General features: G+C 61.1%; 15 protein-coding genes. 4 read left to right on the top strand and 11 right to left on the bottom strand.

Features of this window, described 5'->3' with window-relative positions; genetic code table 11:
• Positions 1-135: 135 nt before the first annotated feature.
• On the bottom strand, positions 136-585 hold the full coding sequence (locus tag AB8B29_RS01410; protein WP_037199021.1) for a phasin: 450 nt from the start codon (positions 583-585) through the stop codon (positions 136-138).
• A gap of 221 nt (positions 586-806) precedes the next feature.
• Between AB8B29_RS01410 and AB8B29_RS01405 the strand changes: the two genes are divergently transcribed.
• A complete protein-coding gene (locus AB8B29_RS01405; RefSeq protein WP_037199022.1) occupies positions 807-4,439 on the top strand; it encodes an ATP-binding protein in 3,633 nt (1,210 codons plus the stop codon).
• A 93-nt stretch (positions 4,440-4,532) separates the two neighbouring features.
• Here AB8B29_RS01405 and AB8B29_RS01400 read toward each other — a convergent pair whose 3' ends face one another.
• The 3 genes from AB8B29_RS01400 to AB8B29_RS01390 all read right to left on the bottom strand — a co-directional run bounded on the left by AB8B29_RS01400 (position 4,533) and on the right by AB8B29_RS01390 (position 9,328).
• Complete coding sequence (locus AB8B29_RS01400; protein WP_037199024.1) at positions 4,533-4,934, bottom strand: GFA family protein; 402 nt, start codon at positions 4,932-4,934, stop codon at positions 4,533-4,535.
• A gap of 157 nt (positions 4,935-5,091) precedes the next feature.
• On the bottom strand, positions 5,092-7,020 hold the full coding sequence (locus tag AB8B29_RS01395; protein WP_047640460.1) for a DEAD/DEAH box helicase: 1,929 nt from the start codon (positions 7,018-7,020) through the stop codon (positions 5,092-5,094).
• A 355-nt stretch (positions 7,021-7,375) separates the two neighbouring features.
• Positions 7,376-9,328 (bottom strand): acetoacetate--CoA ligase, encoded by a 1,953-nt coding sequence (locus tag AB8B29_RS01390; RefSeq protein ID WP_047561000.1) that lies wholly within the window; start codon positions 9,326-9,328, stop codon positions 7,376-7,378.
• A gap of 164 nt (positions 9,329-9,492) precedes the next feature.
• Here AB8B29_RS01390 and AB8B29_RS01385 point away from each other — a divergent pair, with 164 nt between their 5' ends.
• A complete protein-coding gene (locus tag AB8B29_RS01385; protein WP_047560997.1) occupies positions 9,493-11,397 on the top strand; it encodes an AsmA family protein in 1,905 nt (634 codons plus the stop codon).
• Positions 11,398-11,418: 21 nt separating this feature from the next.
• Here AB8B29_RS01385 and AB8B29_RS01380 read toward each other — a convergent pair whose 3' ends face one another.
• From AB8B29_RS01380 to AB8B29_RS01365, 4 genes are all read right to left on the bottom strand, one after another.
• Entirely contained in the window at positions 11,419-12,234 is an 816-nt protein-coding gene (locus AB8B29_RS01380; RefSeq protein ID WP_037199029.1) for an ABC transporter permease subunit, read from the bottom strand.
• Between the two features lie 3 nt (positions 12,235-12,237).
• Positions 12,238-13,149, bottom strand: coding sequence for an ABC transporter permease subunit (locus AB8B29_RS01375; protein WP_037199031.1), 912 nt, complete (start codon positions 13,147-13,149; stop codon positions 12,238-12,240).
• Positions 13,150-13,151: 2 nt separating this feature from the next.
• Positions 13,152-14,294 carry an ABC transporter ATP-binding protein gene (locus AB8B29_RS01370; protein ID WP_037199032.1) on the bottom strand — a complete coding sequence of 381 codons (1,143 nt, stop codon included), beginning with the start codon at positions 14,292-14,294 and terminating at the stop codon, positions 13,152-13,154.
• Positions 14,295-14,520: 226 nt separating this feature from the next.
• The gene (locus AB8B29_RS01365; protein WP_234903768.1) at positions 14,521-15,609 is read right to left on the bottom strand and encodes a polyamine ABC transporter substrate-binding protein; all 1,089 of its coding nucleotides are present in this window, start codon (positions 15,607-15,609) and stop codon (positions 14,521-14,523) included.
• Positions 15,610-15,917: 308 nt separating this feature from the next.
• Between AB8B29_RS01365 and AB8B29_RS01360 the strand changes: the two genes are divergently transcribed.
• Positions 15,918-16,916, top strand: a complete 999-nt coding sequence (locus AB8B29_RS01360) for an aldo/keto reductase (RefSeq protein ID WP_047560993.1) — start codon at positions 15,918-15,920, stop codon at positions 16,914-16,916.
• A gap of 33 nt (positions 16,917-16,949) precedes the next feature.
• Here the strand turns inward: AB8B29_RS01360 and AB8B29_RS01355 are convergent, their stop codons facing one another.
• Positions 16,950-17,822, bottom strand: a complete 873-nt coding sequence (locus AB8B29_RS01355) for a LysR family transcriptional regulator (protein ID WP_047560989.1) — start codon at positions 17,820-17,822, stop codon at positions 16,950-16,952.
• An 87-nt stretch (positions 17,823-17,909) separates the two neighbouring features.
• On the opposite strand from AB8B29_RS01355, the gene AB8B29_RS01350 reads away from it, so the two are divergent.
• Complete coding sequence (locus tag AB8B29_RS01350; RefSeq protein WP_047560985.1) at positions 17,910-18,167, top strand: hypothetical protein; 258 nt, start codon at positions 17,910-17,912, stop codon at positions 18,165-18,167.
• On the opposite strand, the gene AB8B29_RS01345 is transcribed toward AB8B29_RS01350, so the two are convergent.
• Both AB8B29_RS01345 and AB8B29_RS01340 read right to left on the bottom strand, forming a co-directional pair.
• Complete coding sequence (locus AB8B29_RS01345) at positions 18,143-20,680, bottom strand: methyl-accepting chemotaxis protein (protein WP_037199038.1); 2,538 nt, start codon at positions 20,678-20,680, stop codon at positions 18,143-18,145. The two genes, AB8B29_RS01350 and AB8B29_RS01345, sit on opposite strands and share 25 nt — an antisense overlap.
• A gap of 319 nt (positions 20,681-20,999) precedes the next feature.
• A complete protein-coding gene (locus tag AB8B29_RS01340) occupies positions 21,000-21,143 on the bottom strand; it encodes a hypothetical protein (RefSeq protein ID WP_167669525.1) in 144 nt (47 codons plus the stop codon).
• Positions 21,144-21,204 lie beyond the last annotated feature (61 nt).

Here is a 21,204-nt window from a genome sequence, read left to right as displayed (position 1 = left end):
AAGCTTCAAAGATATCCGGATGGTGGTGCGCCGCCAGCATTTGCACGAACAGGAACCGTCCCTAAACGAAAAGTCCCGCCTTCAGAGCTTTCACCTGAAAACGGGACGTTCATGCCTTGGGAGGCTTTTGGGAAATCAGGCGACCTTGAAGGAAGCCATTGCCTTTTCGGCTGCATCCTTGGCCGGCTTTGCCAGCTTTTCAGCAACCTTCTTGGTGGTTTCCTGAATGGACTTGGCCTGTTCGATGGTGACTTCGGCCTGCTTGCGGATGAAGGAGGTCTGAAGTTCGAACAGTTCGGCAACGGACTTGACGCGAAGCAGGGCTTCCATGTGTGCCAGCGAGCTTTCGGCATTGGTGCGCAGAACGTCGATTGCCTTGAGGCCGATCTCAACGGAACCAGCCTGTGCAGTCTGCACCGTCGCTTCGACGGTCTTGCCGGCTTCCTCGGTGGCAGCCTTCATCTTAGCGAAGGCTTCCTTGGACTGGGCAGCACCCTTTTCCGCGAATTCGCGGAAGGATTCGGAGACCTTGGAAGGATCGAATGCAGCCGTTGAAAAAACGTCGTCTTTCTTTACAGTAGCCATGATTACGCTCCTATACGGGTCCTCTTCGAGGCACCCTTCGTGAACTGTGTGAGGCTTATATAATATAAAAAATTGTGCAGTGCAACATAATTGTGCGACGCACAACGTATTAACCTTTCCGGCCGAAAGATGGGGCCTTTGCTGGACCCAAAAGCGGGGTACGGTTATTAATAAACCGTTAAAACACGAGAGGCGGTCACGCCCGCAAAACAGGTTGGAATATGCCCGCAGTTCAATATCCGTTCATTGACATTGCCGTGCATCCGCGCGTTCGGGAACGCTTTGCCCGTGGTGAAGCCATGGTAATGTTCTCGACCGGCATGGATCGCGTGCTGTGGGCCAATGGCGCCGGCGCCAACCTCTTCGGCTACGACGTCATCTACGATTTCCTCGATCAGGGACCGAAGCCCGGCGACGTCTCGTTCCGCCAGATCGAAGCGACGGCGCGCGGACTTGGCGGCATTGGCGACCAGCGTACTTTCCTGATCCGCATGGCCTCCGGCTTCCAGCGCGCGGTCGTCAACGCGGCGGTCGAACTCATCCGCATTCAGGCGGACGAGGAAGCAATCCTGTTTTCCTCGCCGGTCTCGGCCAAGCCGATGGCATCAGCCGAATGCGCCAAGCGCATGATCGATGGGTTCGACGACCCCGATACCCACATGGCCGTCGTCGGCCGCGACGGCGAAGTGATCGCCGCATCCGCCCGCTTCGGCACGCTGGGCGTCACGCCGCAGACGGCGAGAATGCTGACGACCATGGCCGGCGCGCAGCCGGACCGGTTGATCAAGCGACCGATCCCGACCGGTCGCGGCTATCTGCCGGCCGCCATCGGCAAGCTGTCGGAAATCCCCGCCCTGCACCTGCTGTTCGTCGTCGAAACCGCCCTCGGTCACCTCGATCCGACAGGTAGCCTCGGCGCCGCGTCGGCTTCGGCCGAACCGCAGGCGGAAGAGGCTCGCCGGGAACTGGAAGGTGCGGCCCTGGAGGAAGCTCCCAACCCCGCTGCGACAGCGCCCTTCGGCGACGTCATCGATGCGGTGGCGCATATTCAGGAACTGGACGAGACGCCGGAATATCAGCCGGACGAACAGGCCGAGGCAACTCCGGCCACCGATAGCGCAGCGGAAGACACGCATGCGCTAGCCCTGATGGATGGCGCAAGCGACGCCGATGTCGAAGCGGCCGCCCAATCCGACGAACCGAATATGGAAGCGGCAGATGATGGTGAAGACCATATCGCCGATGCCCCAACGGATGTGAGCGCCGAGCCGGCCGCCGCGTCCGAAGCGCCCGCTGCCCAAGACGATCACGCGGAGAGCTTCACTTTCAAGCGCAACGGCCGCGCCACCCGCTTCGTGTGGAAGATCGATGCCGCAGGCCACTTCAGCGAGGTTTCGCGTGAGTTCGCCGATGCTGTGGGACCGCACGCGGCGCAGCTCGCAGGCGCCGCCTTTACCGATGTCGCCGCCCGCTTCAATCTCGATCCGGACGGCAAGATCGCCGAACTGCTGGCGCGGCGCGACACCTGGTCGGGTCGGACGATCTATTGGCCGGTGGAAGGCACGGGCCTGATGGTGCCGGTAGACCTAGCCGCCTTGCCGACCTATACGCGCAGCCGCGAATTCGACGGCTTCAGAGGCTTCGGCGTCGTCCGTCTGGCGGATACCATCGAAGATCCGACGAAGCGTGGAATGACCCTGGGCGAGCAGGACGACCAGTCCACGCCCCCTGTCGCTATCGACCAAACGGCGGAGATGGAAGAGGCGGCGACCGAACATCCAGCTCCCGAGCCGGAAGACGCAACCGCGACCGAACAAGCCGAGGATATCGGCCATGCAACGATTGAAGACGCCCCCACCACAAGCGAGGAGCCACCGGCTCTGCAGATCGCCGACACGCCGAACCGCCGCGAGTCGGACAAGGTCATACGGCTCTACGAGCGCCGTCCGCTGACACCGGCCGGCCTTTCAGCAAGCGAGCAGGCCGCCTTTCGGGAAATCGCTCGGCAGCTCGAACCCTTCGGCAAGCGCACTGAGCCGCCCACTGAGCAATCTGAGGAAAGCGTCGATATCGCGCCGCAACCGAACGCGGCTGACGAAATCCTGTCCGACACGGCCAAAACGACCGTCGGAAACGACAATGTCGACGCTCAGCATGCCGACGTTGCGGCGGAAGCGAGCGAACTGGCATCCGAACCGAGCCAGGAACCCGCCGACGCTGCGGAGAAACCGGACGATGCCGCCACCGGCAATCCTCCCGCCGAAACGCAAGGCGCCTCAGCCGAGCCGGAAGAGGATTTCGATCCGCTTGATGTTCTGAGCACCGCCATTCCGCCGCGCATAAAAATGCACACCGGCCTGTCGGCTGAGATCGTCGATCAGTTGCCGCTGGCCATCCTCGTTCATGCCGGCGATCGGCTGATCCACGGCAATCCGGAATTTCTGCGGCTGACCGGTTACGAGAGCCTGACGGATCTCGAGCACGTCGGGGGTCTGGACGCGCTCCTGCAGCGCAATGATCTGGAAGGCAAGACCGAGCAGCCGGGCACGATGATGGTCGTGCGCGCCGACGACGCGCTGGTGCCGGTCACCGCGCGGCTGCAATCGATCCGCTGGGAGGACGGCACCGCCTTGATGCTGGCGCTGATGCCGGTGGAGAAGAGCGAGCCGTCTGCCCCGCCGCAACCGGTTGCCGAGGAAGCCCGCCCCGAACGCATCCTCGAAAAGGTCGCCAAGCTGCAGGTCGAGATCGAGGAATTGCGCTCGACGCTGGAAACGGCGACCGACGGGGTGATCATCATCGGCCAGGAGGGCGAGATCCGCTCGGTGAACCGCTCGGCGAGCGCGCTCTTCAACTACGACGACCAGGAAACCCGCGGCAAACCTTTCACCATGCTGTTTGCCCATGAAAGCCAGAGGGCGGTGCTCGATTATCTCAGCGGCCTTTCCGGCCACGGCGTCGCAAGCGTGCTCAACGACGGTCGCGAAGTGATCGGTCGCGAAGCGTCTGGCGGCTTCGTGCCGCTGTTCATGACCATGGGCCGGCTCAATTCCTCCAACGGCTACTGCGCCGTCATCCGCGACATCACGCAATGGAAGCGGACTGAAGAAGAGCTGCGCAACGCCAAACGCGCCGCCGAAACCGCCAATGCCCACAAGACGGATTTCCTCGCCCGCGTCAGCCACGAGATCCGCACGCCGCTCAATGCCATCATCGGCTTTTCCGACATGATGGCCGGCGAGCGTTTCGGGCCGATCGGCCATTCGCGCTATATCGAATATGCGACCGATATCGGCCGCTCCGGCCGGCATGTGCTCGACATCGTCAACGATCTGCTGGACATTTCCAAGATCGAGGCCGGCGAGATGGATCTGGAATTCGCGTCGGTCGGCCTGAACGAGGCGATCACCGAGTCGGTCTCGCTGGTGCAGCCACAGGCCAACAGCCAGCGCGTCATCATCCGCACCGCGCTGTCGCAAGCCGTGCCGAATGTCGTGGCCGACCAGCGTTCGATCAAGCAGATCGCGCTGAATATCCTGTCCAACGCCATCCGCTTCACGCCTTCAGGCGGCCAGATCGTCGTGTCGACCTCCTATGAAGGCAATGGCAGCGTTGTCTTGCGCATCCGGGACACGGGCGTCGGCATGACACGCTCGGAACTGGAACAGGCCATGAAGCCTTTCCGACAGGTGTCGACCAATTCCCGCAAGCGCGGCGACGGCACCGGCCTCGGCCTGCCGCTGACGAAAGCCATGGTCGACGCCAACCGGGCGAGCTTCTCGATCAACTCCGCGCCCAATGAAGGAACGCTGGTGGAAATCACCTTCCCGTCGCCGAGGGTGCTGGCGAATTGAAGATGATCTTAGTTTGATGGTGGTGGAAACGCACCACTATCGGGCAATAGCTGCAGCCAAGGTGCATCGTAACCTTCGGCGGGGCTGCCGCTGTCAAAACCAGAGATCACGCACACATCGGCCTTTGGAAGGTAGGTCTTCAAACGTGTCCAGCCCATCGAAATGATCGATCGGCAATTCATAGACAAGATCCGGTGGTGCAAGCCGCAGGTTGACGGCCATGCGCCGGCGGCCGTCCCTTTGAAGCCTCAAGCCGCGCCAGCTCAATACACAGGCACAGGCTGGGCAGAATAGTATTTCGAGAGAGGGCTGCTTCTCTGCGGCGCGCGTATAGGAGGCAGTCTCTCCGGCGATGGAGATACGCTCTCCTTCGTAGTCATAGGCCCACAGCGCGCCATAGCGCCGGCAGAGAGTGCAGTTGCATGCCGTGATCGAGCCTGGATCACCCTCGAGGGTCCAACTTGCCTTGCCGCAATGACATGAACCAATGAGCATGAGCCTATCCTGCCGCATATTCGATGGCGGCATTCTGCCTCAGTCCTCGAGCGCCTGCAAATGGCGCGGGCCGGACATTCTCTCTATGCCTATCCCTAGCTCAATTCGTATCGCGCCGGCATGCGCCGCGCCTGACCCAGGCGCAGCACAGCGGAAATTACTCCCCCCGAACCTTCGTCGCCTTGCGCTTGGCTCGCGAATTCGGCTTGCCGGGCGCCGGGGCTGCATCGCTTTTGGCGAAATGCGGTTTGCCGGGCTTCTTCACCCAGGGCTTCTTATCCTGGCGTTCCGAAGCAACGCTCTCGCCTGCCTGCGTCCGTTCCGGCTTGCGGTCTGATTTCCATTTCGGCTTGCCGCCCTCCTGAGGGCGGGCGCCCTTGTCGGCGAAGGGTTTCTTTTTCTCGAAATCCCCTTCCCTCCTCGCCTGCGAAAAATCCGGCACTCCGGCGAGCGGCTTCACGCGGATGCCTCTTTCCAGCGTCTTGTCAGGCCCGATAGCTGCAAGGAAGCGCTCGGCGCCTTCCTGTGAAAATTCGACGAAGGTTTCCTCCGGCTGCATCTTGATCGCGCCGATGTCACGCTTGGTCAGGTTGCCGTTGCGGCAGAGCATCGGGATCAGCCAACGCGGCTCGGCGTTCTGCTTGCGTCCTACAGAAAGCGACACCCAGACGCCGTCGGTGAAATCGTTGCGTCCAGAGGAAGAAGAGCCGGGCGCGTCATCGCGGAAAACAGGAAAATCGTCTCGGCGAGGCTTTTTGCGCTCGCCTTCAGCCGGCACGTCCTGCAGCTCTTCCGGCGCGGAGTGACGCGCCCGATAGTGACGCAGGAATGCGGCCGCGATCTGTTCGGCGCCATGGCTTTCCAGCAGCCGCTTTACCAGCAACTGCTCCTCATCCCGTAGCGGTTCGGAGAAAATCGGATCGGCGAGCAGACGCTCGTCGTCGCGTTCGTTCACTTCATCCGCCGACGGCGGCTTCGCCCAGGTGGCGCGCAGGCGAGCTGCCTCCAGCAGGCGTTCGGTGCGGCGGCGGGCGCTGAGCGGCACGATCAGAGCGCTGACGCCCTTGCGGCCGGCACGGCCGGTGCGGCCGCTTCGATGCAGCAGCGTTTCCGGATTGGTCGGTATATCAGCGTGAATCACCAGATCGAGGCCCGGCAGGTCGATACCGCGGGCAGCGACGTCGGTGGCAATGCAGACGCGGGCGCGGCCGTCGCGCATGGCCTGCAGCGCATGTGTGCGCTCGCTCTGGCTAAGCTCACCCGACAGGGCGACGACAGAGAAGCCGCGATTGTTGAAGCGCGCCGTCAGATGGTTGACGGCTGCACGCGTCGAGCAGAAAACGATGGCATTCTGCGCCTCGTAGTAGCGCAGAACGTTGATGATGGCGTTTTCCCTGTCGCTCGGCGCAACCGTCAGGGCGCGATAGTCGATATCGACATGCTGCTTGGTTTCCGAAGCCGTGGCGATACGCACGGCGTCACGCTGGTAATTCTCGGCAAGCTTGGCGATCGAGCGCGGCACGGTTGCGGAAAACATCAGCGTCCGCCGCTCGGCCGGCGACGTTTCCAGGATGAATTCAAGGTCCTCGCGGAAGCCGAGATCGAGCATCTCGTCGGCCTCATCCAGTACGACGGCCTTCAGCTCGGAAATATCGAGCGAATTACGGCGGATATGGTCGCAAAGGCGGCCCGGCGTGCCGACGACAATATGCGCGCCGCGCTCCAGCGCCCGCTTTTCGGTGCGCATGTCCATGCCCCCGACGCAGGAGACGATGGTGGCGCCCGTCAATTCATAGAGCCATTCCAGCTCGCGCTGGACCTGAAGCGCCAGTTCGCGGGTGGGCGCGATCGCCAAGGCCAGCGGCGTGCCGGCGCGGCCAAAGCGCTCTGCGCCATCCAACAGGGTTGGGGCAAGCGCCAGGCCAAAGGCTACCGTCTTGCCGGAGCCGGTCTGGGCCGAGACCAGCGCGTCCTTGCCGGCAAGGTCGGGATCGAGCATGGCTTTTTGCACCGGCGTCAGCACTTCGTAACCGCGCTTTGCCAAAGCCTGGGCAATCGCAGGAACGATGCCTTCGAATTCGGTCATATCTTGTCTTTCGGAATTCTTCGCGTGCCAAGCGGCACGGATCATCGTGGCCCGCACGTCGCAGGCCTCTTCTTCAAGCCTGCACATACTTGGTCGGTAGGCCAATGTACAGAGCGGGCGCGTATTTGCGTGCGACGGAACGAAAAAAAGGCAGCGAACGCGCTGCCTTTGAAGTTGATGCTGCCTAACGAAAGCTCGAGTCGGTTAACTTCATGTCTCGGGAGCCAGGGGAAGCTCCAATCCGCTCATAGCTCATGCGAACGGTCTCAAGTCGGCTTTTACCTTTGACCAATCTTTCTTAACGCGAAGTTAGCAGAGGGGGGTCATCGTTTGCCCCTCAGTTTTAGGGTACGGCTCAAGTCTTCAGCTCCTCCAGCCCGGCGAAGAGATCCAGCGCTTCCGGATTGGCAAGCGCCTCCTTGTTCTTGACGGGCCGGCCATGCACGACATCGCGCACCGCAAGCTCGACGATCTTGCCGGATTTCGTGCGCGGAATATCGGCAACGGCGATGATCTTGGCCGGCACGTGGCGAGGCGAAGCACCGGTACGGATAAGCGTCTTCATCGCTTTGACCAGCTCCTCCGTCAGCGAAGCGCCGGCGGCGAGGCGGACGAAAAGGACGACGCGGACATCGTCGTCCCAATCCTGACCGATGCAGAGCGCCTCCAGAATCTCCGGGATCTGCTCGACCTGATTGTAAATCTCGGCCGTGCCGATGCGCACACCGCCGGGATTGAGCGTGGCGTCCGAGCGGCCGTGAATGATCAGGCCGCCGTGCTCGGTCCATTCGGCGAAGTCGCCATGGCACCAGACATTGTCGAAACGCTCGAAATAGGCGGCATGATATTTGGCGCGCTCTGGATCATTCCAGAACATGACAGGCATCGAGGGAAAGGCCTTGGCGCAGACCAGCTCGCCCTTCTCGCCGCGCACCGGCTTGCCGTCCTCGTTCCAGACGTCGACGGCAAGGCCGAGACCTGGCCCCTGGATCTCGCCGCGCCAGACAGGCTGCAGCGGATTGCCGAGCACGAAGCAGGAGACGATATCGGTGCCGCCGGAGATGGAAGCGAGCTGGACATCGTCCTTGATGCCTTCATAGACGAAGGAGAAGCCTTCCGGAGACAGCGGTGAGCCGGTGGAGGTCATCAATCGCAGGCTTGAAAGATCATGCGATGTCCTCGGGGTCAGGCCGCTCTTGCGAACGGCATCAATATATTTGGCCGAGGTGCCGAACAGAGCGAACTTCTCTTCCTGCGCATAGTCGAACAGGATGTTGCCGTCGGGCGCAAAGGGCGATCCATCGTAGAGGCAGAGCGTCGCGCCGGCGGCAAGCCCGGTCACGAGCCAGTTCCACATCATCCAGCCGCAGGTGGTGAAATAGAAGACCTTTTCGCCGGGAACGACGCCGCAATGCAGCCGATGCTCCTTGATCAGTTGCAGAAGCGCGCCGCCGGTGGAATGGACGATGCATTTCGGCACGCCGGTGGTGCCGGAGGAAAACAGGATGAACAGCGGATGAGAGAAGGGCACCGCGACGAACTCGACCGCCTTCGCCTCGAACGGCGCGACAAACGCATCAAGGGTTCGCGCATCAGGCGTCGCTGCCACGACCGCGTCGGCGCTGCCGGCATAGGGCACGACGAGGGTGGGTACATTCAGCCGCTGTGCAATGGCGCTGACCTTCGACGTGACATCCTGCAGCTTGCCGCCATACCAATAGCCGCTGCAGGCGATGAAAAGCTTCGGTTCGATCTGGCCGAACCGATCCATGACGCCCTGCTCGCCGAAATCCGGAGAACAGGAGGACCATATCGCGCCGATCGACGCGGCCGCCAGCATGCAGGCGATGGTTTCGGGCATGTTCGGCATCATTGCCGCCACGCGATCGCCCTTGCCGATGCCGAGGGCGCGGTAGGCCTGCTGCAGGCGCGATACCATCGCCGCCAGCCGGTCCCACGACCAGCGATCGCGCACCTTGTCCTCGCCCCAGAACACCAGCGCATCGCCCTCGCCGCTTCTCGACAGCAGATTCTCGGCAAAATTCAGTTCGGCATCGGGAAAGAAGCGGGCTTCCAGCATGAGGTCGCCATTGATCAGCGCCCTCTCTCCACGCTTTCCCTTGATGCCGCAGAAATCCCAGACCGCTGTCCAGAAGTTCTCGCGATCGGCGATGGACCAGGCATGCAGGCCGCAGAAATCGGGCATTGACAGGCCGAAACGCTGGTTGCATTCCTGCATGAAGGAAAACATCGGGCTCTGGCGGCGAAATTCTTCCGATGGCGTCCAAAGTGGCTGTTGATCTTGCATATTTCCCTCCCTGCTTCTCGCCTTATATACCAATGTTGCAGCGCACTATAAAGTCATGGAGTTGTGGGCATTTCCAGTGTGCAATGTTTGCATCCGCTAAACATTTCCTATATCCGGCAAGCATAGGCAGATCGTCCCTATCAGTTTGAGAGTTTCCACGGGATATGAGAGCGTCGAGAAACAATAAATGGTGGTTGACGATGCGATCGGCCTCGCGCTGGCTGCCGAGCGTCGTTCGCACGACCGGTATCATTCTTCTAACAATCCTCATCATCTTTGCTGTCTTCAGAGCGACGGCGCCTTTCCTGATCTCCAGCGGGCTGGTTCGCTCCGGCATCGAAAAGGCGCTTTCGGAATGGACGGGATACCGCGCCCAGATCGAGGGCGATCCCACTCTCGATTTCTGGCCGACGCCGCGCGTGACGCTCAATCAGGTTACGATCCGCGAGCCGACGAAGAACGGCAAGGTACTGGGCCATGTCGACAGCCTATCGGCGGATTTCTCGCTGCTTTCAGCCATCCGCGGACGCGCGCATTTTCATGAATTCCATTTCCTGCGCCCGACCCTCTACATCCGGCGCGACGAGAACGGCCTCATCGATTGGACGAACGAAGGCCGCCTTTCCAAGGCGATCGAGCAGGTGGACGCGTCCTCGTCCAGCCAAGGTGTGTCGATACCCAAGGACCAGGATGCCGCCATCGGCATGCTGACCATCGAGGATGGCAGCGTCGAGATGACGGACGATCGCAGCGGCAACGTCTACAAGATGAACGGTGTCAATGCGGACATATCGTGGCCACGGCTGTCCCGCCCGATGACGGCTGTCATCCTCGCCCGTTTCAACGGGCAGGACGTCAAGCTCAACTTCGATTCCACCCAGCCTCTGTTGCTTTTCGCCGGCAAGAGCGTTGATGCCAGGACCAGTTTCTCTTCGCCGCTGATCAGCTGGACTTATGCGGGCGTCACCAGCATCTCGGATCTTTCGACGCTTGCCGGCAATCTCGAGCTCAGCGTGCCCAACGTGCCTTCCTTCCTGGCGTGGAGCGGACAGCACCTGCCGGCCGCCGATGCGCTGAAGAACGTCTCGCTCAACGCCGATATAGCAGCGATCGAGAACGGCCTGCGCTTCAACAATCTGAATTTCAAGGTCAACGATTCCGCTGCCTCCGGCGTCATGGATCTGAGCTACACCACGGCTGGCAAGCCGAAGATTTCCGGCACGCTCGCCTTCGACCAGATGAACCTCAATCCGTTCCTGGCCGCCTTCTCCATGCGTCTCGCCGCCGAGACCGCCTTCGATGCGCTGCTGAACGGCAATCCGCTGCAGCGGCTCGATCTCGATATGACGCTTTCATCCAACAAGGCGGCGCTCGGCCCCTTCCAGTTCGACAATATCGGCGCGAGCTTGCTCGTCGCCGGCGGCAAGGCGAAATTCGACATCGGCGACAGCGGCTTCGAGGGGGGCTCGCTGACCGCCCATCTGGAGGTCGCTCCAGGAGACTTCGATGGCGGCGGCAAATTGCAGATATCCATCCGCAATGCTGATTTCGGCGGGCTCTTTACCCGGTTGAAGCTGCCAGGCCCGCTGCCGTTGATGACAGCAGGGTCGCTGGACCTCGCGCTCAGCACCTCCAAGCCGATCTGGGTCGCCACGCTCAGCGACGTCGCCGGAAAGATGCATTTCCAGTCGACCACCGGCTCCTTCCGCCAATTCGACATCTCGACCTTCCGGGGTCTGGCGGCGGAAAAAGCCTTCTTCCGAATGAGTGACATTGCCGGCGGATCCTTCGATTTCGACAGCATCAATGTCGATGCAAGCTTCGCAAAGGGATCGGCCGAGGTCCAGAACGCCACGATCGCCGGGCGGAACGAAACCGTGACATTGAATGGTGTCGTTCCCTTCCGCAGCAATGGCCTGGCGCTTTCAGGCGCGATCGACGCAACCGCGCCCGCCGATTCGGAGGAGCTGCCGATGCTGCCCTTCTTCATTGGCGGCACTTGGCCGGATCCGGTCGTCTCGCCGGTGACGACGCTTTTGCAGAAACCGGCCCAGCCGCAAGAGCAATAATCCGCTCCGCGCAACCTTGTCTCAAGCTGCGGCCGCCGCGTGCTCGTCCCTTTGGCGCTGGACCTCGCGACGCTTGGTCGCAATGGAAGCGCAGATGACGCCGATGGCGACGACGCCGATCAGGATGGTGCAGATGGCGTTGATCTCCGGCGTGACGCCGAGCTTGACCTGGCTGTAGATCAGCATCGGCAGCGTCTTGGCACCGGCGCCGGACGCGAAGGTCGCGATTACCAGATCGTCGAGCGACAGCGTCAGAGCCAGGACCCAGCCCGAAAACACGGCCGGCGCGATGATCGGAAGCGTGATCTCGAAGAAGGTGCGCACCGGCGGAGCGCCCAGATCCAGCGCCGCCTCCTCGATCGATCGATCGAACGTCAGCAGGCGCGATTGCACGACGACGGCGACGAAACACATGGTCAGTGTCGTGTGGGCCAAGACGATCGTCCAGAAGCCGCGGTCGACGCCGGACGCCACGAACAGCAGCAGCAGCGACAGGCCGGTAATGACGTCAGGCATGACCAGCGGCGCATAAATCATGCCCGAAAACAGGATTCGGCCGCGGAAACGCGTGTAACGCACCAAGGTGAGTGCCGCCATAGTGCCAAGCACGGTGGCGATGGTCGCCGATAGCAGCGCAATGCGCACCGTCAGCCAGGCGGCGCTCAGCATGGTGTCGTTGCTGAACAGATGCACATACCATTGGGTCGAGAAACCGCCCCAGACCGTGACCAGCCGAGACCTGTTGAAGGAGTAGATGACCAGCAGCAGGATCGGCAGATAGAGGAAGGCCAGACCGAGGGTGACCGAGACGATGTTGAAACGAGACCAGCGGATCATTGACTATCTCCCCTTCTCGTCGGCTTTGGCCTGGAAATGCTGGAAGAAGACGATGGGCACCACCAATACCAGAAGCAGGATGGTCGCCACCGCCGATGCCAGCGGCCAGTCGGTATTGCTGTAGAATTCGGTCCAGAGCACCTTGCCGATCATCAGGGTTTCCGAGCCGCCGAGCAGGTCGGGAATGACGAACTCGCCGACAGCTGGAATGAAGACCAGCATGCAGCCGGCAATGACTCCGGGAATGGAGAGCGGAAAGGTGACGCGCCAGAAGGCGCCGATCCGCGTACAGCCGAGATCCTGCGCCGCTTCGATCAGCGTGTCGTCCATCTTCTCCAGCGCGGAATAGAGCGGCAAGATCATGAAGGGCAGATAGGAATAGACCATGCCGATATAGACGGCCGTATTGGTGTTGAGGATGACAAGCGGTTCGTGGATGATGCCGAGCGCCATCAACAGCTGGTTCAGCAGACCCGTGGTGCTGAGGATCGACATCCAGGAATAGACGCGGATCAGGAAGCTCGTCCAGAAGGGCAGGATGACCAGCATCAGCAAAGTGGGCCGGATCGTGCGCGGCGCCTGCGCCATGCCGTAGGCGATGGGATAGGCGATGATCAGCGTCAACAGCGTCGAGATGCCAGCGATCTGAAGGCTCTGAATGTAGGCATTCATATAGAGCGGATCGCCGGTCAGCCATACGTAGTTGTCGAACGACATGGTCTGCAGCTTGTCCCACCAGTCGGCGAAGCTGTCGGCCCAGGCGAACGACGGATCGTAGGGCGGGACGGACAGCGCCTTGGTCGACAGCGAGATGCGGAAGACGATGAGAAAGGGCGCGAGAAAGAAGATCAGCAGCCAGGCATAGGGAATGATGATGACGAGGCGCTGATAGAGGGAGGAACCGAGCGCTCTCATGATCAGTCCTTCAACAATACGCCGGCATTTTCGTCGAAGGACACCCAGACATTCTGGTCATAGGCGAAGGGTTCTTCCACGGCGCGAACCGCGTTCAGCGACGAGGCCTTGAGCACCTGTCCGCTCTTCAGCTTCACATGGAAAACGGTCATGTCGCCGAGATAGGCGATATCCCAGATCTCGCCTTCGGTGGCATTGACCGACGCGTTGGCCGGCGGGCGCGGCGTGACCCTCAACTTCTCAGGCCGGATAGCGAGGCTGGCGCGGCTTCCCGCGGCCGGTGCCTCGCTGGAGGCGGTGCGCAGCGTGAGGGCGGAATCGACAGCGATTTCGACGATGCCAGACTGCGCGGAGGTAACGTTGCCGTCGAGGATGTTCACATCGCCAATGAAGTCTGCGACGAAGCGGCAATTGGGCGCCTCATAGATTTCCGCCGGTGTCGCCACCTGCACCACCTTGCCGTGGCTCATGACGGCGATGCGGTCCGCCATGGTCATCGCTTCTTCCTGGTCATGGGTGACGACGACGAAGGTGAGGCCGAGGCTCTGCTGCAGATCCATGAGTTCGAACTGCGTCTCCTCGCGCAGCTTCTTGTCGAGCGCGCCGAGCGGCTCGTCGAGCAACAGCACCTTCGGACGCTTGGCAATCGAGCGGGCCAGCGCCACGCGCTGGCGCTGGCCGCCGGAAAGCTGGTTGGGCTTGCGCTTGGCGAATTGCTCGAGCTTTACGAGCTTCAGCATCTGCGCGACGCGATCGTCGATCTCGGCTTTCGGCATGCCGTCCTGGCGCAGGCCGAAGGCGATATTCTTTTCCACCGACATATGCGGAAACAGCGCGTAGGACTGGAACATCATGTTGACGGGGCGGCGATAGGGCGGCGTGCCGGCAAGGTTCTGGCCATCGAGCACGATCTCGCCCGTCGTTGGCTGCTCGAAGCCCGCCAGCATGCGCAGCAACGTGGACTTGCCGCAGCCCGATGCGCCGAGGAGAGCGAAGAATTCGCGGTTGTAGATATCCAGGGAGAGATTGTCGACGGCGGTGAAATCACCGAACTTCTTCGTCACGTTCTTGAAGGAAATGTACGGCTTGGCCGAAGGGTCGCTCCAAGGAGCAAAGGAACGCCGGATATTACCGAGTGACTTCATCATCTATCCCCAAATGGATGCCGGGCGGGCTGTCCTAGAGCATTTCCGCTTTTCTTCGAATCGCGAAAATGCTCCATCTTGTTTTTTCGCATTCCGGACGGAAAACCGCTGCGCACTTTTCCTGGAAATGCTCTAGCACCGGCTCTTCCCCTACCCGGCACGCTCTTCATTCTTACCTTATCCTCCTAAGGAAAGGCCCGGACGTTGCCGTCCGGGCCTCTTCGAATTATTGGCCAGTGGTGACCTTTGTCCACAAGCGCGTGGCGACGCGCTGTGTTTTCGGATCCCAAGGGGTGAGCGTGAACAGCTTGCTCCTGACCTCATCCGTCGGGTAGACAGCCGGATCTTCAAGCACGTCCTTGTTGACGAACTGCTGCGACGCCTTGTTGCCGTTGGCGTAAGAGACGAAGTTGCTGGCCTTGGCGATGACTTCCGGCTTCATGATGTAATTGAGGAAGGCATGCGCTTCCGCGACATGCGGCGCATCGGCGGGAATCGCCATGACGTCGAACCACATCTGCGCGCCCTTCTTGGGGATCGAGTAGCCGATGTTCACACCGTTCTTGGCTTCTACGGCTCGATTGCGTGCCTGCAGCACATCGCCGGAATAGCCGAAGGCGATGCAGATATCGCCGTTGGCGAGCGCATTGATATATTCAGAGGAATGGAATTTGCGGACAAAGGGCCGGATCGAGGTCAGCAGCGCCTCGGCCTTCTTGAAATCCTCGGCCTTGGTCGAATTCGGATCGAGGCCGAGATAGCGCAGGGCGGCCGGAATGGCGTCCGTCGGCGAATCCAGCATATAGATGCCGCAATCCTTGAACTTGGCGGCGAGCTTGGGATCGAAGATCACGTCGATATCGGGCGCTTCGTCGGTGCCGAGAATCTGCTTCACCTTGTCGACATTGTAGCCGACGCCGCTGGTGCCCCACATGTAGTCGATGGCGTATTGATTGCCCGGATCGTAGGTGGCGATGCGTTGCTGCACCGTATCCCACATGTTCGAAATATTCGGCAGCTTGGACTTGTCGAGCTTCTGGAAGACACCGGCCTTGATCTGGCGTTGCAGGAAGTATGCCGTCGGCACGACGATGTCATAACCGGTCTTGCCGGCCAGAAGCTTGGTTTCCAGCGTCTCGTTCTGATCGAACGTATCGTAGACGACCTTGATGCCGGTTTCCTTGGTGAAATCGGTCAGGATCGAATCGTCGATATAATCCGACCAGTTGTAGATATTGACGACCTTGTCTTCTGCCTGAGCGGCCGTCGCCAGCGAAACGACCGCGAAAGCCGTTGCTGCGAGCCGTGCGAACATGGACTTCATAGTCACTCCTGTTTTGTTCAAGGGCATCTTGGCGACACCCAACCCTCTGTTTTTCCCGTTAGACTAGAAAGGAAATCGGAACGCCACAAGGGGGAAAAGCAAGCCATTACGAGCTTTGGCGGATTTGCAAAGGGTGACGCTTCCTGCTTGCACGCGATTGTGAACTCAAGATCCGCTTCCTGCGTGAATGCGGAAACCAGCTTTGCTAACATCGGAGCGTCTCACTCCTAGAATAGTCTCACGCCCGTTTCGCAGCCCTGCCCAGCGGGCAAACCCAACCCATAATTCAAGGGTGCATCATGCAGTACCAAAAATTCGGCAATACCGGCCTCAGCGTCTCGCGCCTATGCCTGGGCACGATGACCTTCGGCCTGCAGATCAAGCAGGAAGACACAGCCCACGCCATTCTCGACAAGGCGGCCGACGCCGGCGTCAACTTCATCGACACGGCCGACGTTTACCCGCTTGGCGGCGACGAGCAGCTTGCCGGCCGCACCGAAGAGATCGTCGGCGGCTGGCTGAAGGGCAAGCGCGACCGCTTCATCGTCGCGACCAAAGCCGTCGGCAAGGTCGGCCCGTCATCCTGGGATCAGGGCGCATCCCGCAAGCACCTTCTCGATGCCATCGACGCTTCGCTGCGGCGTCTCGGCACCGATTACGTCGACCTCTACCAGCTGCATTCCGACGATCGCGAAACGCCGATCGACGAGACGCTGGAAGCGCTCGATATCATCGTACGCTCGGGCAAGGCCCGCTATGTCGGCGTGTCGAACTTCCTGGCCTATCGGCTGGCCCTGGCGCTTGGCCGCGCTGACTTTTTGCGCACCGCCCGCTTCGTCTCGGTGCAGCCGCGCTACAATCTGCTGTTCCGCCAAATCGAGCGCGAATTGCTGCCACTTGCCGAAGAACAACGCATCGCCGTCATCCCCTACAATCCGATCGCCGGAGGCCTTCTCACCGGCAAGCACAGGCACGATGTCGCACCGACCGAAGGCCGCTTCAGCTCGCAGCTGCGCAGCGCCGGTACCAACTACCTGCAACGCTATTGGCACGAACGCGAATTCGCAACGATCGAGAAGCTGCGCGGCATCGCCGAAGAGGCAGGCCAGTCGCTCGTCAAGCTCGCCGTTGCCTGGGTCGCCGCCAATCCGGTCATTACGTCAGCCATCATCGGTGCTAGCCGCCCGGATCAGTTGACGGACACGCTCGCCGCCATCGATCTCAAGCTCGATCCGGAGCTGAAAGCCAAGCTGGATGACGCCACCGTCGAATATCGCTGGGGCGACGCGGCGCGCTGAACAAGAGCAAACCGGCGGTTCATCGCCGCCGGTTCACGCGTAGGTCGGGCGCTTGCCGGCAAACAGCTCCGAATGACTCTTCAACAACCGGGTCATGCGATCGACCACGGTGCGAATTTCCCGGCGATGGCGATCGGCATTGTTCATGACGATCCATTGCCGGTGGCGGAGGGCTGCTATTTCCTCGCCGACGCGCTCCAGCCTCGGCTCCTGATCGCCGACGAAGCAGGGCAGAACCGCGATGCCAGACCCCGCCAGCACCAGATCATGAAGCGACCGCGGGCGGCTGACCGTGAAGGCGATCTCCTGCCGTCGGTTCTGATGCGGCCAGCGCAGATAGGCCGAAACCGCCTCGTCTTCCGCCACGGCGATCCAGCGCTGCGGTCCGGCAAAGCGCATGTTGCGGGCCTGATAGGCGGCATAGGCGACATCGCCGGTCTTGATGGCGGCAAGATTGGCTTCCTCCGGCTCGAAGGCGCGGATACCGATATCGCTTTCGCGATGGGCAAGGCTGGCGCGGCGCTCGCCAAGATGCAGATCGATGCGAAAGCCGTCCCGCTCCGAGCAGATCACCGGCATGTTCTGGCTGAGCAGCCAGCCGACCCAGGTGCCGGCGGCGATCCGGACGACCGCGCCGCCCTGGGCATCGCGCTGCCAGCTATCCACCTTGCGAGCCGCGGCCTCCATCTCCAGCAATTGGTCGAACAGCGCCTGGCCATCGCCGGTCAATGTGTAGCCGGCCTGGCTGCGCTCGAAAAGCAGGCGGCCGATCTGCCCTTCGAGCTCCAGCATGCGCCGGCCGATCGTTGCCGGGCTCAAACCGCTGGTCGCGACCGCTCCCGTCAGCCCGCCGCCACGGGCGACATCGAGGAAAAGTTGATAGGAATCCCATGCCGTGTTTTTCATAATTGAAAAACATAAGGCGAAAACGGCTGTTTATAAAGCAAATTTCTGTGTGTAGTTGAAGAGATGCCCACAACATGGAGATGTCTCATGATGGACAGCATCGCTTTGGCCAAGGCCATCGAACTACAATGCCGGGCGCGCGAGGAGCAATGGCGCCGCAACGAGGATCTGTTCTACCTCGACTATGGGCACGATCCCTGGCCGCTTTTCCCCTGGGGCGGGCGTGTGCTCGACCGTCTGTATGCCGCTTACAAGGCGACAAAAAAAGCGGACCGGCTGGAGATCAACCGGTCCGCCTGCGATGATGATGGTTGCTGCGGTCAAGCCGCTTCTTCCCGCATATAGCCTGAGCTGTATCCGGCTTCGATCTTGAACTGCTGGATGAGATGCAACAGCGCGTCGGCTTCGGTGGCCAGCTCGCGGCTTGCCGCCGTGGTCTCTTCCACCATGCCGGCGTTCTGCTGTGTCATCTGATCCATGTGGTTGACCGAGGCGTTGACCTCCTGCAGCGCGCTTGCCTGGTCGTGGCTGGCGCGGGCAATCATTTCCACATGCTGGCTGATCGTGACGATCTGGCTGCTGATCTGCGCCAGGACAGAACCGGCCTCCTGCACGAACTGCGAGCCGGAATTGACCTCCTGGGTCGATTTGTTGATCAGTCCCTTGATTTCCTTCGCGGCGGCGGCCGAGCGCTGTGCCAGCTCGCGCACTTCCATGGCGACGACGGCGAAGCCCTTGCCAGCGTCACCGGCGCGCGCCGCCTCGATACCGGCGTTGAGCGCCAGGAGATTGGTCTGGAACGCGATCTCGTCGATGACGCCGATGATCTGCTCGATCTGGCGCGAGGCGCCCTCGATGCGTGCCATCGCGTCGATGGCGTTGCCGACGACCACGGAGCTGTCATCGGCGCTGCGCTTGGCTTCGCGCACGATGGCATCCGCGTCCTTGGCACGCTCGGCGGACGAGCGGACGGTGACGGTGATCTCGTCGACGGCGGCGGCGGTCTGCTCCAGCGAAGCCGCCTGCTGCTCGGTGCGCTTCGACAGATCCTCGGCGGAGGCCGCCATCTGGTTGCCGTTGCTCTGGATCATCTCGACATTGCTGCGGACCTGGCTCAGCGTCTCCTGCAGGCGCGACAGCGAGCTGTTGAAGTCCTGACGAAGCTGTTCGAGGCGGCCGATGAAGGGTGTCTCGATCGTGGCGGAAATATCGCCTTGCGCGAGGCGTTCGAGACCGGCTGCAAGCTCGCTGACCGCGAAATCGATCTGGCGGTCGAGTTCGCGCTTTTCAGCGTCGTTGCGCTGACGTTCGTATTCGGAGGCAGCGCGCTCCTCGTCGCTCTGTTCCTCGATGCGGATCTTCGAAATGGCGTTTTCCTTGAAGATACCGAGCGCGCGGGCCATGTCGCCGATTTCGTCGTGACGCTGCTCGCCGGAAATCGCCGTCTCGAGCATGCCATCGGCGATCCGGCGCATGGCTGCAGTGATCTGGCCGATCGGACGCTGCAGGGTGAGGACCAGTGCGATACCGCCGGCGACCGAGAGGATGATACCCAAAGCCGTCGCCAGGATGGATATGTAGTTCGCCTGGTCGCGTTCGGAGCCGGCGCTCTGCTTCTGCGTCTCGGCAAAGGCGGTCAGCTGGCTCCACACCTGGTCGAGTTGCTGGCGGGCACTTGCATATTCGGCAACCCGCTGGGTGATCGTATCGACCAGCTTGCCGCCGGCGTCGTCCATCGACTTGATCGCCGGGCGGATGGCCGCATCGATATCACCGGCGAAATCCATGCTCTTGGCGCTCTGGTTCAGCGTATCGATATCGCCGCCGAGCTTTGCGATTTCCTGGCGCAGGCGGACGAGATTGTCCTTGTTGGTATTGGCGTTGAACTCGGCGAGGACGAGCTGCAGCGAGTAGACCGAATCTTCGAGGCGGCGGGTATCCTGCAGAACGGAATTGGTCTGCGCGACGCGGGCATCCAGCGATACGAAGGTCGTGGTCGCCTGACGCATCATCTGCGTCGCCGTCAGCTGCGTGTAGGTCGATGTCTGGCGGAAGCGCGAGAGAAGACGGCCGATATTGGTAATGGTGTCATCGGTCGGCGCATCGGTGCTTTCGGTGAAAGTGGTCAGATCCTTGATCGTGCTCGTCAGCGACTGAACGACACTCTTCTGGTTCTGCGGCAGCGCAAGGTCGATGGAACGCAGGGCCTTGTTCAGATCCGGCAGCCGGTCCTTGAGAAGCTTGACCTTGTCGGCCGGCGTCGCTCCCTTGTTGAAATCCTCAGCAACCGAGGCAAGCAGATCGCCGCCTTTCAGCAGACGGTCCGCGGCGCGCAATGTCGAGGTCGCGTCGGCCTGATCCTGCCGCATCTGATCTTCCAGTTGCTGGCTGTTGAAATTGACGTTGAAACGGGCGCTGATCAAGGCTCGCTGTGCGTCGTCGATGGTCTTGCGGAACGCAACCTCCTGCTCGTGGAGCGTCCAAAGCCTGCCGACGAGATTGGCCGTGTCGGCCGTCTTGGCGGTTGCGTCGGTCAGATTGTCGCGGCCCTCCGAATCCGCGCCGAGCTGGCCGAGCGTCGCATTGAGCACGCCCTGCTGGGACTTGATATCCCCGTAGAGCTTGTCGCGTTGCTGCGCATTGGTGATGCGCAGGAAGTCATCCATGGAACCATAGAGATTCTTGAAGCCAGTCAGCGATTGCAGCACGCTGTTGGAGATTTCCATGCGTCCCTGCAGCAGGCCGGAAGCATAGAGCCCGGTGAGCCCGACGGCGGAAATGCTGATGACGAAGGGCAGGACGAATATGAGAACCTTCGTCTTGATCTTGAAACGAGACAGTATCCTATCAATCAACATGGTGGCTCAGACCTCTCACCGCTCCCCTCGCCGACGCCTCCGCAGCGCTGGCCGGACGTATCCTCGTCAATCTTGAAAATCTTCGCAGGCGGGGTCCTGAGTGGTGTCAGGAAGCAATCATTGCATCGGCTCGGTCTCGCAGACGAGCGCCCCATAAAACTGCGGGAATTGTCGGTCTGATAGATTAATTTTCAGATAAGGCGCCAGCGGGGCGCCTCGTAGCTGAACAGATGCAAGTCAGAAGGCGTCGAAAAGAATATTGACGCGCAGACAAAAGCCGCCAGGACAATGACGGCCAAGACATGAAAAGCGGCTAAACTCAATAGCCGCGCACGGCCAGATACGCGATGCAGGCCGCGGTAGCACCCATCGCCAGCATCAAAAGCCTCGCGGCCAGGAGCTTGGCGTTATCCCGGGTTTGAGCGATTGCAATGGCGCGAGCACGACGATTGGTTTTGTTCATGAGCATATTCCCATTTTCGCACTGACACGATAACCGGCAAATAGTCTGTTCGGCAACTGCC

This window comes from Rhizobium sp. 11_C7_N12_5 (genome assembly GCF_051811145.1).
Lineage (GTDB): Bacteria > Pseudomonadota > Alphaproteobacteria > Rhizobiales > Rhizobiaceae > Rhizobium > Rhizobium lusitanum.
Note: the sequence above shows the minus strand (reverse complement) of the source record. Positions and strands in the feature narration are given on the sequence as shown.

What these genes read in the sequence shown, in the direction of transcription:
- AB8B29_RS01390 (WP_047561000.1), bottom strand. Translation starts at nt 9,328, where the DNA reads ATGCAAGATCAACAGCCACTTTGGACGCCATCGGAAGAATTTCGCCGC.
- AB8B29_RS01400 (WP_037199024.1), bottom strand. Translation starts at nt 4,934, where the DNA reads ATGCTCATTGGTTCATGTCATTGCGGCAAGGCAAGTTGGACCCTCGAG.
- AB8B29_RS01395 (WP_047640460.1), bottom strand. Translation starts at nt 7,020, where the DNA reads ATGACCGAATTCGAAGGCATCGTTCCTGCGATTGCCCAGGCTTTGGCA.
- AB8B29_RS01385 (WP_047560997.1), top strand. Translation starts at nt 9,493, where the DNA reads ATGAGAGCGTCGAGAAACAATAAATGGTGGTTGACGATGCGATCGGCC.
- AB8B29_RS01405 (WP_037199022.1), top strand. Translation starts at nt 807, where the DNA reads ATGCCCGCAGTTCAATATCCGTTCATTGACATTGCCGTGCATCCGCGC.
- AB8B29_RS01380 (WP_037199029.1), bottom strand. Translation starts at nt 12,234, where the DNA reads ATGATCCGCTGGTCTCGTTTCAACATCGTCTCGGTCACCCTCGGTCTG.
- AB8B29_RS01340 (WP_167669525.1), bottom strand. Translation starts at nt 21,143, where the DNA reads ATGAACAAAACCAATCGTCGTGCTCGCGCCATTGCAATCGCTCAAACC.
- AB8B29_RS01410 (WP_037199021.1), bottom strand. Translation starts at nt 585, where the DNA reads ATGGCTACTGTAAAGAAAGACGACGTTTTTTCAACGGCTGCATTCGAT.
- AB8B29_RS01365 (WP_234903768.1), bottom strand. Translation starts at nt 15,609, where the DNA reads ATGTTCGCACGGCTCGCAGCAACGGCTTTCGCGGTCGTTTCGCTGGCG.
- AB8B29_RS01360 (WP_047560993.1), top strand. Translation starts at nt 15,918, where the DNA reads ATGCAGTACCAAAAATTCGGCAATACCGGCCTCAGCGTCTCGCGCCTA.
- AB8B29_RS01350 (WP_047560985.1), top strand. Translation starts at nt 17,910, where the DNA reads ATGATGGACAGCATCGCTTTGGCCAAGGCCATCGAACTACAATGCCGG.
- AB8B29_RS01370 (WP_037199032.1), bottom strand. Translation starts at nt 14,294, where the DNA reads ATGAAGTCACTCGGTAATATCCGGCGTTCCTTTGCTCCTTGGAGCGAC.
- AB8B29_RS01355 (WP_047560989.1), bottom strand. Translation starts at nt 17,822, where the DNA reads ATGAAAAACACGGCATGGGATTCCTATCAACTTTTCCTCGATGTCGCC.
- AB8B29_RS01375 (WP_037199031.1), bottom strand. Translation starts at nt 13,149, where the DNA reads ATGAGAGCGCTCGGTTCCTCCCTCTATCAGCGCCTCGTCATCATCATT.
- AB8B29_RS01345 (WP_037199038.1), bottom strand. Translation starts at nt 20,680, where the DNA reads ATGTTGATTGATAGGATACTGTCTCGTTTCAAGATCAAGACGAAGGTT.